Source organism: Mesorhizobium sp. LNHC232B00, from assembly GCF_000502435.1.
Classification (GTDB): Bacteria; Pseudomonadota; Alphaproteobacteria; order Rhizobiales; family Rhizobiaceae; genus Mesorhizobium; species Mesorhizobium opportunistum.
The window spans coordinates 19595-33088 of record NZ_AYWP01000026.1 but is presented as its reverse complement, the minus strand read 5'-3'; the positions used below and the strand labels follow the sequence as shown (position 1 = coordinate 33088).

Below are 13494 nucleotides of genomic sequence, written 5' to 3'. Positions count from 1 at the left end.
TCAGGTCAGGCCGCGCCGAAAATGGTGGGTTCCGAGAACCGAAGCGGAGCGTACTTTTCGTACGTGAGCATCGGAAGCGCAGGGAGCCGCCATTTGCAGGCCGGCCTCACCTGAATATCAACAGACCTTACAGGGCAATATGGCCAAGCTTTACTTCCACTACGCGACGATGAATGCCGGCAAGACGACGATGCTGCTGCAGGCGTCGTATAACTATCGCGAGCGCGGCATGACGACGATGCTGTTCGTCGCCGGCCACTACCGCAAGGGCGACAGCGGCCTGATCTCGTCGCGCATCGGGCTGGAGACCGAGGCCGAGATGTTCCGCGACGGCGACGATCTGTTCGCCCGCGTCGCCGAGCATCATCATCGCAGCGCCGTGCATTGCGTCTTCGTCGACGAGGCGCAGTTCCTGGAGGAGGAGCAGGTCTGGCAGCTCGCCCGCATCGCCGACCGGTTGAACATCCCCGTCATGTGCTATGGCCTGCGCACCGATTTCCAGGGCAAGCTGTTTTCCGGCTCGCGCGCGCTGCTGGCCATCGCCGACGATCTGCGCGAAGTCCGCACCATCTGCCGCTGCGGCCGCAAGGCAACGATGGTCGTGCGTCTCGGCCCCGACGGCAAGGTCGCCCGGCAAGGCGAACAGGTGGCGATCGGCAAGGACGTCTACGTCTCGCTCTGCCGCCGCCACTGGGAGGAAGAGATGGGCCGCGCCGTGCCCGACGATTTCATCGGCTTCGCGAGGAACTGACCGGGATGGCAACCTCGCCCCGGCCTTGTGCAACCGGATCGGGCATCCATCCCCGCCACGATGCAGCGTTTGTTAAGGCGTCGGCCCTATAAGCCGTCAGCCGGAACCAACTGGAGGTCAGCCATGCTTCGAGCCGTTTCGTCAGCCAGCATCCTTCTGTTGGCCACCTCCATTGCCGCTCACGCCGGCGGTGATCCGGTGCAGGGCAAGCACGTCTTCAACCGCTGCATCGCCTGCCATGAAGCAGCCACCGACCGCGACAAGGTCGGCCCGCATCTGATGGGTGTCGTCGGCCGCACTGCGGGCAGCGCCGAAAGCTTCCTTGACCACTATTCGGAAGCCATGAAAAACGCCGGCGCCGCTGGTCTCGTCTGGGACGAGGCAAACCTTGCCGGATACCTTAAGGCTCCCAGGCTGAAGGTGCCCGGCAACAAGATGGCTTTCGGTGGCCTCAGCAGCGACGACGACATCGCCAACGTCATCGCCTATCTGAAGGCCGATCCCAAGCCCTGAGCAGCATGATGGCGCCGGCTGACGCATGGAGCGGCTGCTGCAACTGGTCAGTTGTTGTCCGGCTTCAGGACCATCCTAATCGATGGAGACTGACTGCTTTGCCGGCGTGGAAGTTCAAAATCAGCTGAACTATGCTCGGCTCACCAGCTAATCACGCCATGACCACCGTTCCATTGCCTTTCAAGGGTCCGGCCTGATATTTTGTTTTCGCACCGTCCCTGTCTTCACGTCTTTCAATCCCCTGATACCCCACATATATTCGCCGCTGTTCGCAACCAGCGACCTGATGCCGAAGCGGGAGGCCCCTATGGCGACATTGCAGAATTTCGATGCCGAAATTGCCAAGACCAAGCAGGTCGTCCAGGACATGCGCACCAAGATCGAGCAGTCCGGCACCGTGCTCGACACGCTTGCCACCGCCGACAAGAAGATCGGCGACGCCAATTTCGACATCGAGAACGCCCGCATCGAGGATGTGCTGAAGCAGCAGAAGGTGATGGAAGGCAACATCGCCGACCTGATCATCGGCCTGGAGGACGCCACCAACGTCTTCGGCGCCGAGTTCGAAAGCATGAAGAACTACACCGGCTGGGAAAACTTCATCGGCATCTTCTCCAGCCAGAGCAAGCAACGCATGCGCACCGACCGTGTCCGCAACATGTCGCTGGCCGGCAATCTGCAGGAACTGCTGGCCAAGTCCGACACCATCGTCGGCATCCTGAAGGCGCAGAAGGAGGTCCTCGACCAGCGCTACAAGACTTCGGAGACAAGCCTGTCGCAGGTGATCGAGCGCCGCAAGACCACCATGTCCAACCTCGAAACCGTGCAGAAGCGCATCGAGGAACTCAACCCGATGCTGCTCGACATCGAGAACAAGATCGCCGCCTCGACCAGCCAGAAGGACCGCACGCAGCTCGAAGGCGAGCGCTCCAAGCTCGCCACCGAATACAACGAGAAGCAGGCCAAGGAGCAGGAACTGCTGGCCGAGAGCCAGACGCTGGAGCGCTACACCTCGATGTTCCAGACCTTCGTGGATTCGCTCAACAACCAGATCGCGGCGCAGTCGACGCTGATCAACAAGCTGACCATCGATACCGAGCAGCGCATCGTGCTCTACAAGGCGCTGGAAGATTCGCTGAAGACCGCCGCCCAGCAGGACGTCGCCCACAAGATCAACACGCTGGGCAGCCAGGTCGACAACACCGCCGAGGAAACCATGGCCGGCATCGGTGCCGCCTCGCAAAAGCACATCGGCGACTTGCTCGAAATGCACGAGAAGAACATGGTCGCCAGCGCCGACATCCAGCGCCGCAAGAAGCTGGCCGACGACGCCTTCGCCCGCCGCTTCGACGAGGTGCTGAAGAAGCACAATTCGGCCGACTACGTACAGTCTTAATTGCTGCACTCGCCAGTGTCGCGTTCCGACTTGAGGCCAGTAGCATGACCCCCGAAAACGACGCGGCGGCGCGGTATTTCTCGGCAATCACAGCCGCGCTCAGCGGCTTGGAAGTGTTCATGCGCGACGACCGCTCGCCGCTCTACCGGCACGGCATCGTCGCCAAGATCGTCGCCGAATACATCGCCCGGCTCGACAAATCCTTCTCCTGCTGGCGCAACCGGCTGGGCTTCGTGGACACGTTCCGGATTTCGCGCGCCGAAAGCGGCTTTCCAGTGTTCCAGAACCTGCTCGAACTGGAAAATGACCGCCGCCAGGCGGACAGCCGGCTCGCCAACATCCCGCTGGCCGGCGAATTGCGCGAGGAGATGGCCGATTTCATCCTGCGCCACAAGGAATTCCCCGAGGCGCTGCAGAAGTCGATGGCCGAGCGGCTGTATCTCGAGGACGTCAACAGCGAGCAGACCTTCGGGCCCTTCACCCTGGCGCAGACCGCCAAGGTCTCGGTCAACCCGAAGACGGCGCGGCCCTACTATCTCGTCCATTGGGCGACATTCGACGGCAGCGCCAACCTGCCCCTGGTTTACATGGTGACGGTGGAAGATTCCTCGGAAACCATGATCAGCCAACTCGTCGACAGGAACGGCAAGCTCAACGAGAAGGTCGACATTCCGCTGCCGGTCGACGGTCTGCTCAATCCGGAGCTCGCCCACCGTTTCGACGATTTCACCGAGAAGAATTCCGCCTACACCCTGTCGCCGGCGACGATCGCCGTCAACCTCGACAAGGATTTCGAGCCGCTGCACCCCAAGCAATTGCGCCGCGTCGTGCTCGGCCCCTTCTATTCGGCTGGTATCACCGACAACAATTCGACGGTGACCGAGGTGCTGGCCAAGGTGCGCAAGCCGGAGAATGCCTGGCTTTTGACCTGGACCATCCAGGAAGTCTATTCCAAGGCCGAGAAACCCGGCCGCAGGGGGCTGTTTTCAAGCGAGAAGACGACCCAGGAATTCTTCATCAACACCGACGATCTGGAAGCCGCGCGCCAGGGCGTGTCGAGCTACGAGAACCACGCGCTGATTCCGCACGAAGCCTACCAGGCGCTCTACGCCGCCGGCGAGGCGCAGAAGATCTTTTCCGGCTACAAGGTCCACATCCTGTCCAACGGACAGGTCATCTCGGACGTCTGAGCGTCACACCACGGAGCAACCTTCATGGATACCGGCCTGACCACCATCCCGGAAGCGGCTGTCGAGAAGCACCGCGCCACCGCGCAGAGCTTCATCACCCGCATCGTCGTGCTGGAGGATCCCTCGCGAGAATCCGGCACGGCGCTGGCCGGCACCAACCGCCGCTTCGTCTCCACCGTATCGGTGGGTTCTGTGCGCCGCACGCGCGAGGTCGAGCTGTCGAAGACAGTCGGCGCCGTCCATCCCGACGACCAGTTGCTCACCATCCCGCAGCACACGCTTCTGTTTCGCGCCCGGCGCGGCACGGCCATTGCCCTGGCCATATCCGATGTTTTCGCCGAAGGCTCCGACCTCGAAAGCCTGCAGGCGAAGAACACCCGCGCCCCGCTGGAGGGCGACGAGGCATCGGCCTTCAAGAAGCTGCTGTCGGCCTCCGCCTATATCTCCGCCTTCAGCCTGGCATCCTATCTGTTCCAGCTGATCGACAGCGACGGCGAGGCGCCCAACGACATCCCCGAGCCGGATTTCCTGTTCGATACGCCGCAGGACGCGGTGAAGTCGATCCTGGCCGGCCTCGACAAGGCGATATCAGGCGCGTCCGACGACGCCGACCTGATGACGCGCGCGCGCGCTTTCGCCCGTGTCGCCATCGATGGGCTCCTGGCGCGAAAAGGCCGCTTCGACGGCATCGGCCCGTTCGAGAACGCCCATATCCGCATCGACGCCGACGATTTCACCCTCGACGGCTTCGACGTTGCACCCGGCAAGCGTTCGAAGCCGCTGGTGATGACCTTCAAGACGCCCGAAGAGGTCGTCGGCAACCACATCGCCAAATACCAGTCGGTCAAGCTCGCCAAGATGCTGATGGCCTATGATTTCGAGCGCGAGTTGAACCCGTTCGTCGAACTCGGCGGTTTCCTGTTCACCTTCATCGGCGACGGCGCGCCCGGCACCGGCAAGACGACGCTGATCCAGATGATCGCCGGTCTCGTCAACGGCTACTGCCAGGTCGCGGGCTATCCCTTCGCCTACGAGAATTTCGGCGTCGACCAGATCTCGTCCTATCAGGGCAAATCGGGCCAGAACTGCCGTCAGTTCATCAACAATGTGCTGAACCCGCGCGTCATCGGCTTCGGCACCATCGACGACATCGACCAAGTGGCCGCCAAACGCTCCGACGACCGCGCCTCCGCCGGCCAGCAGGAGATCACCGGCGTCTTGATGGACGCCTTCGCCGGTGCCGCCACCGTGGTGCGCGGCAACTGCTCGTTCGGCATGTTCTCCAACTATCCCGAAAATGTCGACGATGCGCTGCGCCAGCGCGCCGGCGCCCGCTGGCTGGTCGACGGCCCGCAGAGCCGCGACGATTACATCGACATCTTCGTGCTGCTCGCCGGCAAGAACCACGAGATCCCGCTCGGTGACCACGAACTCTACGCCGCGCAGGAAATCCAGCGCGCCGTGACCGAGGCCTATGAGGAGCACGAGAAGCCGCAGGAAGACGGCCTGATGAAGGTCTACGAGCGCTACATGAAGGAAAATGGCGCACCCAAGACCATGGCGGACATCGGCACCTACCTGCACCTGATCAAGGATGCCGAGCCGCGCTTCACCGGCCGCGCCATNCATCAAGAACGTCACCGACGCCATCAAGATGCGCGCCATGGACATCGAGCTTCCCGACGACTGGTTCGAGAAGCCGGAAGCCTTCATGCACAAGGCCTACGACGACAAGAAAGCCATGATCGAGGAACTGCGCGGGCCGTTCTCGATGGACATGGTCATGCAGGAGATCAACCGCTACGCCGACTCGGAATTCCGCTATTCCGACAAGTCCGACGACGCTGCCGTGGAGAAGCTGCTGCGCGACGCAAGACTGCGCGAGAGGGCAGCGCGCGAGATGGAGGAGATGAAGAAGAAGGGCAATTGGTGATCTTTTCCTTCTCCCCGTNCGCGAGAGGGCAGCGCGCGAGATGGAGGAGATGAAGAAGAAGGGCAATTGGTGATCTTTTCCTTCTCCCCGTTTACGGGGAGAAGGTGCCCGAAGGGCGGATGAGGGGCAGCGCCATGCGTGGAAGAAATGAGCCAAAAGTTGTGAGAGCCCGCGAACTGCGGAAGGTTGAAAACGATGCCGAGGAACGTCTGTGGCACGAATTGCGTGGGCGGCGACTGAATGGCCACAAATTTGTTCGTCAACTGCCAATTGGCCCATATTTCGCGGACTTCGCCTGCCGCGAGGCCAACCTGGTTGTGGAAGTCGATGGCAGTCAGCATGCCAGTCGATCCGGTGATCGATACAGGGACGAGACCATGAACAGGAACGGCTGGTCAGTGTTGAGGGTATGGCACGCGGATGTCCTGACGGGCCGCAAGAGCGTCCTGGATACGATTGTTGCAGCATTGGATGGGCGGCTGGATCGCAAGATGATCGGTGTCGATGCGAAATTTCTGCCGGCTGCGGCGTTGGAGCAAGAATAATGACCGTGTGCGCCGCCCCTCATCCGCCCTTCGGGCACCTTCTCCCCGTGAACGGGGAGAAGGAAAAATGACCGCCAAAAAACCCGACCTTCTGCGCGACAACGAACTCATCTATGGCCGGCTGCTCACTGTCGACGAGCCGCATCTCATCCAGCGCTACAACAAGGCGCTGGCCGCGTTCGGCCTCAAGCCGACAAAGCTTTCGAGCTTTCAGATCGACCGCACCGGTTTCTCGCCCGAGATCGCCGATGAATGCGGCGACCCTGACTATCTCGATCCCAACGAGGTCAACCGCCGCTTCATCATCCTGACGCCGTCGCAGATCGACCTGCCGGTGGTGCACACCGCCTTCTCCAACACCTCGCAGCTGATGTTCGAGTTCATGTCCAAGAACCAGCGCGCCATCGATGCGCTGACCATCAAGGACGTCATCTACGGCGAGATCGAGGACACTGTTCCCAAGGTCAACGACATCGAGGACCTGCTGTCGATCAGCCAGATCGAGTTCAAGGTGCTTTCGGCCGAGGACGTGCTGGGCAAGGCGGCCGAACTCGGCAAGCTCGTCGACAGGCTGAAGCAGGAGCCGGATGCCTGGCGCGACAACGCCATGCTGAACCGCATGGTGGAGCTGGCGAAGATCTGCGGCGACATCCGCGAGAACGCTCTGGTGCCCGACCAGGTGATCTTCCGCCACAATGCCTACTGGACCAGCCATTTCGGCGGGCTCTACGTGTTCGTCGACCCCGACATGACGACGGTGATCAGCGACCCGGCCGCCCCCGGCTTCCGACGCTCGCGGCCCTGGCAGGTCAGCTATCTCTCGATCAACGACGCCGACAAGGTGTTCAAGTTCCTGGCCAGCACCGGCCGCATCGAACTGCCGCGCGCCTCATGGATCGAGTCGTCCGGCTATCTCGAGCACCGGGCCGAGATGGTGGTGCGTGCACTGATCCGCGACGCCGAACCCGACCGCAACCTGACCGACGTCGACAAGGTCTGGCTGCAGACCTGGATCCAGAGCCATGCCGACCTGATCGCCAAGGACGGCAATTTTCCCTTCCTCAATGCCGCCAAGCGCGAAATCACCCAGCTTGGCCAACTCAAGATCGACGACGTGTTTCCCCAGCAGCGCTTCCTGGTGACCCGTGCCAAGCCGGACCACCCCGACGCATGGCTGACCAACCGGCTGATCTCGGATTTCGTACCGTCGGACTTCGTCTCGCGCTACATCTTCAACAAACAGGGCTTCTACAGGGACTATGACGGCTTCAGCGACGCCTGGCGATCGCATGTTGTGGACGTTCTGAAAACCACATATTTGAAGGACAAGGTGGCGTTTCGCACGCGCCTCTACGGTCTGACCGACTAGAATGAAATGACCCGTCATTTCGTTCTAACTTGTTGTTTGGTGCATGTTATTTAAAAAAGTCCGCAATTTTCTGACATCATGCTTTGAGGGGGTGACATAAGCCATGCTTGATCCGATCGTGAATTTCTTCACCCGCATTTTCCAGTGGATCGGCCGCGGCATCGGCCTCGTCATCGGCGTGATCTTGTGGCCTTTCCTGTGGGCCGGGCGCTGGTATACGCAGCGCGGCTGGATCCTCAAGGCGGTGGTCGGCCTGGCTTTGCTGGTGCTGGTCGGCCTCTACGCCAATTTCTTCTACGCCACCCAATGGTGGAGCAATTTCAACCCGACCTATCCCGACTCTTACACTTTCGAGAAGCGCAATGTCTCCGCCGGCGAGCAGGTCGCCGCCGGCAGCGGCACCGACACGGCCAAGACTTGCGGCAATTCCGGCATTGCCCAGGTGGCGGCGGATCTGATCGACTTCAACGTCAATCAGAACGCCTGGGTCTCGTCGATGATCCTTTACAAGTTCGGCCTGTTCGGCATCGACTGGGACGACACGCCCTGGATGGACAACAAGGCTTCGTTCCAGCGCGGCATCAACCAGGCGGTGCGGCGCACCGCGACCGAGCTTGCCGACAATCTTGGCCGTGTGCGCACCACCTCGCAGATCGATACCAATCTCCAGGATGCCCGCGGTCAGCTGCAGTATGACGAGTCCATCTGGTACATCAGCCGCAACGGCATGACCGCGACCACGCCCAGCATGTACCGCCGTGCGATGGCCAATCTGCGCTCCTTCAACGCTCGCCTCGCCACCTGCCAGGCGACCTTCGATGCCCGCGCCGACAATCTGAAGCAGTATATCGACCGCATTGCTTCGGACATCGGTTCAACCTCGGCCATCCTCAAGGAGCGTGCCGAAAACCACAACAATGGCTGGTTCGACACCCGCGCCGACGACCGCTACTGGTTCGCCTATGGCCAGCTCTATGCCTATTACGGGCTGATGAAAGGCGCTCAGGCCGATTTCGAGGATGTCCTCAAGGAAAAGCACCTGCAGAGCCTGTGGGACACGATGGATGCCCAGTTCGTCTCGGCTCTGAGGATCCAGCCCTTCATCATCGCCAATGGCCGCGAGGATGGCTGGCTGTTGCCGACACACCTGACGACGATGGGCTTCTACATCCTGCGCGTGCGCTCCAACATGGTCGAGATCAGCAATGTTCTGACCCAGTAGCGCTGAGCCGCAATGCATGTCGCCCAACAGTGGTCCCGGTTTTGGGGAGAACGACATGCATAAAGCAAAGGGCAAGCCGATGGCGGATTTGCGCCGTCGCCTCTGTCGCATTCGGTGCATTGTGCGGCTGTTTTGAGACGGCGGAAGCCTCCCTGCTCTGGCTTCTATACGGCGCGGCAAGCGGAGCCAGGAAGAACCGAGGACAGGTCGGCCGGCCGCAGAGGAATTTTCTCTAGAGGAAACATAGTTGCATGAAAGTTGACGCCACGGCAGCGAGAGGGTTAGAACATGCCCGCGCGCCCGGTTCCAACCTGTTTGCGATAGACATCAACCCCGTCCCCTCCATCGTCCAATCCAGAGGAAAGCCGTCATGGCCGAAGTGAAGTCCGACATCGAGATCGCGCGCGGCGCCAGGAAAAAGCAGATCCAGGAGATCGGCCAGAAGATTGGCATCCCGACCGAACACCTGCTGCCCTACGGCCACGACAAGGCAAAGATATCAGCCGAATTCATCAAGTCGGTGAAAGGCAACAAGGACGGCAAGCTGATCCTGGTCACAGCCATCAACCCGACCCCGGCTGGCGAAGGCAAGACCACCACCACGGTCGGCCTCGGCGACGGCCTGAACCGCATCGGCAAGAAGGCGATCGTCTGCATCCGCGAGGCCTCGCTCGGCCCGAATTTCGGCGTCAAGGGTGGTGCCGCCGGCGGCGGTTACGCACAAGTCGTGCCGATGGAGGACATGAACCTTCACTTCACCGGCGACTTCCACGCCATCACCACCGCGCACAACCTTTTGTCGGCGCTGATCGACAACCACATCTACTGGGGCAATGAACTCGGCATCGACACCCGCCGCGTGGTGTGGCGCCGCGTCATGGATATGAACGACCGGGCGCTGCGCGAGATCATCTGCTCGCTCGGCGGCGTCGCCAACGGTTTCCCGCGCGAGGCCGGCTTCGACATCACCGTCGCCTCGGAAGTCATGGCGATCCTGTGCCTGTCGACCGACCTGAAGGACCTGGAAAAGCGCCTTGGCGACATCATCGTCGCCTATCGCCGCGACAAGTCGCCGGTCTATGCGCGCGATCTCAAGGCCGATGGCGCCATGGCCGTGCTCTTGAAGGATGCCATGCAGCCCAATCTGGTGCAGACGCTGGAGAACAATCCGGCCTTCGTGCATGGCGGCCCGTTCGCCAACATCGCGCATGGCTGCAACTCGGTCGTCGCCACCACCACGGCGCTGAAGCTCGCCGATTACGTCGTCACCGAAGCCGGCTTCGGCGCTGATCTCGGCGCCGAAAAATTCTTCGACATCAAGTGCCGCAAGGCGGGCCTCAAGCCGGCGGCCGCCGTCATCGTCGCCACCGTGCGCGCCATGAAGATGAATGGCGGCGTCAAGAAGGAAGATCTCGGCAAGGAAAACGTCGAGGCGGTGAAGAAGGGCTGCGCCAACCTTGGCCGCCACATCGAGAACATCCGCCAGTTCGGCGTGCCGGCGGTGGTTGCCATCAACCACTTCTATTCCGACACCGACGCCGAGATCCAGGCGATGAAGGACTATGTCGCCTCGATGGGCGAAGAAGCGATCCTGTGCAAGCACTGGGCCCACGGCTCGGCCGGCATCGAGGATCTCGCCAACAAGGTGGTGGCGCTGGCCGAATCCGGCGCCTCGCAGTTCGCGCCGCTCTATCCCGATGCCATGCCGCTGTTCGAGAAGATCAACACCATCGTCCAGCGCATCTATCGCGGCTCGGAAGCGATCGCCGACAAGTCGGTACGCGACCAGCTCAAGGCCTGGGAAGACGCCGGCTATGGCAACCTGCCGGTCTGCATGGCCAAGACCCAGTACTCGTTCTCGACCGACCCGAACCTGCGCGGCGCCCCGACCGGACACACCGTGCCGGTGCGCGAGGTCAGGCTTTCGGCCGGTGCCGGCTTCGTCGTCATCATCTGCGGCGAGGTCATGACCATGCCCGGTCTGCCCAAGGCGCCCTCTTCGGAGAAGATCTTCCTCAACGAGGCCGGCCAGATCGAAGGGCTGTTCTAGACATTATGAACACCAGACAAGAAAGGGCGCCGCAGCGATGCGGCGCCCGTTCTGTTTGCGGATCTTGCTACGCCGCGCTGCGCGCCAGCGCCCGCTGGTTGGAGGCGTAGATCGTATCGCGCTCCGGTAAGGCGCCGGTCTTCAGGCACTCCACCCACTCGGCAGTCTTGAGCACCGCCGCGAAGCGCGACTGCAGGATAACAGTCACCACGCGGTGAATCTCCTCCGCCGAGGCATAGCCGGCGCTGTTGGCATAAGGTAGCGAGCCGGTGGCGTCGGACAGGAATTCGACCGCAAAGCCCATATGCACGGCGTGGATGATGGTCGACAGATCGCAATTGTGCGTCATGTAGCCGACCACCGTGAGCGTATCGATGGCGTTGGCGCGCAGCCAATCCTCGAGGTCGGTGCCGGTGAAGGCGGAAGGCAGGTTCTTTTCGATATAGTGGTCGCGGCCGCGCATGGCGATCTCCGGATGCAGTTCGGCGCCATGGCTGCCCTTGGCGAAAACTGGCGATGTCTCGGGTGCCATCTGCTTGATGACCACTACCTTGACGCCGGCAGCAGTGGCCGCATCCATGGCCCGCGCCACGTTGACGACGCTGTCGCGGAACGGCGGATGCTGGATGGCGAGATTGCCGCCATCATAGTCGTTCTGGACGTCGATGACGATGAGAGCGCGGCGCGGTGCGGTTTTGACTGGGTCAGACATGGTGTTTTCCTTTCCGGCTTGAATGCGATGGGGCCGAAAATAGGGATATCGCCAAGCGACCAAAAGTGTCCCGATTGACATCATTCGAAAGAATTGGGACAATCCGCGATCACCTGCTGGAAGCCCCCCATGACCGACCCGATCATTGCCGTCCTAGCCTTCGACGGCATCAGCCCATTCCATCTCTCCGTGCCATGCCTGGTGTTCGGCGAGGACAGGACGGCGCTTGGGCTGCCGCGCTTCGAGTTCCGCATCTGCGCGGTCAAGGCCGGCCCGGTCCACACCGAAGCCGGACTGACGGTTGCCGCACCGCATGGGCTCGAAGGGCTCGACGGCGCCGATATCGTCATCATTCCAAGCTGGCATCATCTCGGCGAGCCGCCAGCGCCAGTGTTGATGGAGGCGATGCGCAGAGCGCACGAGCATGGCGCATTGATTGTCGGACTGTGTCTCGGAACCTTTGCCATTGCCGCGGCTGGACTGCTTTCAGGTCGCCGCGCCGCGACGCACTGGGCCTACTCCGAGCGGCTGCAGGAACTCCATCCAGACATCGCGGTCGATGCCACGGTGCTCTATGTCGACAATGGCGACGTCGTGACCTCGGCCGGTGTCGCGGCCGGCCTCGACTGCTGTCTCCACATCGTGCGCGCCCGCTTCGGCGCGGAAGCGGCACTGCGGCTCGCCCGCCAGATCGTCCTTTCCCCGCACCGGCAGGGCGGGCAGGCGCAATTCATCGAGCGCCCTGTGGCAAAAAGCGCTGACGCCGACCGCTTCACCCAGGCGCTTGACGCGGTTTGCGCCACGCTCGGCGAGGCACACAGCCTCGACGGCGTCGCCGAAGCCGCCGGCCTGACCCGGCGCACCTTCACCCGCCGTTTCCAGAAGTCGATCGGCACCAGTTTTGGCGATTGGCTGACCAGCCAGCGGATCGAGTTGGCGCAGCGGCTGCTGGAGGCGACGGAGAAATCGATGGACATCGTCGCCTTCGAAGCCGGCTTCGGCAGCGCCACCTCGTTGCGCCAGCATTTTGCCGCGAGACTGAGGACATCGCCGGCGCAATACCGGCGCGAGTTTTCCAGGCGAGGCGAGCAGGACGAGCGCGCGGCGTTGTCGCGTTGATCGCCTGCGGCGGCAGCCCCCCTCACCCCCGCTTGACCGCCCGCGCCGGATTGCCGACCACCGTGGTGTCGGCTGGCACGTCACGCGTCACCACCGCGCCGGCGCCGACAATGGCGCCCTCGCCAATGCTGACGCCGCCAAGGATCACCGCGCTGCCGCCGATCCAGGCATTTGCGCCGATCTCGACCGGCCTGGCGATCTCCAGTCCCGCCTGCCGTCCCGCCGCTTGCCTGTGGTGCTCGGCGCAGTAGATCTGGACATTGGGGCCGAGCAGCGTTCCCTTGCCGATGCGCACCGGCGCCGTGTCCAGGATGGTGCAGCCGGCGTTGAGAAAAACATTGTCGCCGAGAAAGATGTTGAAGCCGTAGGCGCAGTGGAACGGCGCCTCGATGCGGGAGCCAGTGCCAGCGGCGCCGAGCAGCGCCTTCAGGCTCGGCCCGAGATTGCCGCGCTGGCGGGGCGGCAGCGTATTATGCTCGAACACGGCGTCGCGCGCCGTGGCGCGCAGCGCCTCCAATTCGTCATCGAGGCAGGTGTACCATTGGCCGGCGGCCATCCTTGTGCGCTCGCTATCAGCCATGAAGGGTCTCCAGTCGACGTCATTGCAAAGCACAATCGCGGCCGGCAGAAAAGCGCCGACGCAAGTAGTGGCCAAATATCAGACCTATGGTAGCCTGCCTTCTGAGGGCTGTCC

11 protein-coding genes and 1 pseudogene are annotated in these 13494 nt (G+C 62.2%); 10 read left to right on the top strand and 2 right to left on the bottom strand.

What is annotated here, in order from left to right; all coding sequences use genetic code 11:
• The first annotated feature begins 139 nt into the window (after positions 1-139).
• The 9 genes and pseudogenes from X743_RS144770 to X743_RS144805 all read left to right on the top strand — a co-directional run bounded on the left by X743_RS144770 (position 140) and on the right by X743_RS144805 (position 10969).
• Positions 140-751, top strand: a complete 612-nt coding sequence (locus tag X743_RS144770; RefSeq protein ID WP_023768000.1) for a thymidine kinase — start codon at positions 140-142, stop codon at positions 749-751.
• A gap of 123 nt (positions 752-874) precedes the next feature.
• Positions 875-1264 (top strand): cytochrome c family protein, encoded by a 390-nt coding sequence (locus X743_RS144775; RefSeq protein ID WP_031258316.1) that lies wholly within the window; start codon positions 875-877, stop codon positions 1262-1264.
• A gap of 307 nt (positions 1265-1571) precedes the next feature.
• The gene (locus X743_RS144780) at positions 1572-2660 is read left to right on the top strand and encodes a hypothetical protein (protein ID WP_023767998.1); all 1089 of its coding nucleotides are present in this window, start codon (positions 1572-1574) and stop codon (positions 2658-2660) included.
• 44 nt (positions 2661-2704) lie between these two features.
• Positions 2705-3850, top strand: a complete 1146-nt coding sequence (locus tag X743_RS144785) for a hypothetical protein (protein ID WP_023767997.1) — start codon at positions 2705-2707, stop codon at positions 3848-3850.
• Between the two features lie 24 nt (positions 3851-3874).
• Positions 3875-5783, top strand: a pseudogene (locus tag X743_RS07155) (ATP-binding protein).
• A gap of 134 nt (positions 5784-5917) precedes the next feature.
• Positions 5918-6328, top strand: a complete 411-nt coding sequence (locus X743_RS144790) for a DUF559 domain-containing protein (RefSeq protein ID WP_031250344.1) — start codon at positions 5918-5920, stop codon at positions 6326-6328.
• Positions 6329-6395: 67 nt separating this feature from the next.
• Entirely contained in the window at positions 6396-7697 is a 1302-nt protein-coding gene (locus X743_RS144795; protein WP_023767994.1) for a DUF6638 family protein, read from the top strand.
• A gap of 103 nt (positions 7698-7800) precedes the next feature.
• Entirely contained in the window at positions 7801-8919 is a 1119-nt protein-coding gene (locus X743_RS144800) for a DUF2333 family protein (protein ID WP_023767993.1), read from the top strand.
• A gap of 370 nt (positions 8920-9289) precedes the next feature.
• Entirely contained in the window at positions 9290-10969 is a 1680-nt protein-coding gene (locus X743_RS144805) for a formate--tetrahydrofolate ligase (RefSeq protein ID WP_023767992.1), read from the top strand.
• 67 nt (positions 10970-11036) lie between these two features.
• On the opposite strand, the gene X743_RS144810 is transcribed toward X743_RS144805, so the two are convergent.
• Positions 11037-11681, bottom strand: coding sequence for a cysteine hydrolase family protein (locus X743_RS144810; protein ID WP_031258315.1), 645 nt, complete (start codon positions 11679-11681; stop codon positions 11037-11039).
• 129 nt (positions 11682-11810) lie between these two features.
• Between X743_RS144810 and X743_RS144815 the strand changes: the two genes are divergently transcribed.
• Positions 11811-12800 (top strand): helix-turn-helix domain-containing protein, encoded by a 990-nt coding sequence (locus X743_RS144815; RefSeq protein WP_023767990.1) that lies wholly within the window; start codon positions 11811-11813, stop codon positions 12798-12800.
• 22 nt (positions 12801-12822) lie between these two features.
• Here X743_RS144815 and X743_RS144820 read toward each other — a convergent pair whose 3' ends face one another.
• Positions 12823-13380 (bottom strand): sugar O-acetyltransferase, encoded by a 558-nt coding sequence (locus X743_RS144820; protein ID WP_031258314.1) that lies wholly within the window; start codon positions 13378-13380, stop codon positions 12823-12825.
• Positions 13381-13494: the final 114 nt, after the last annotated feature.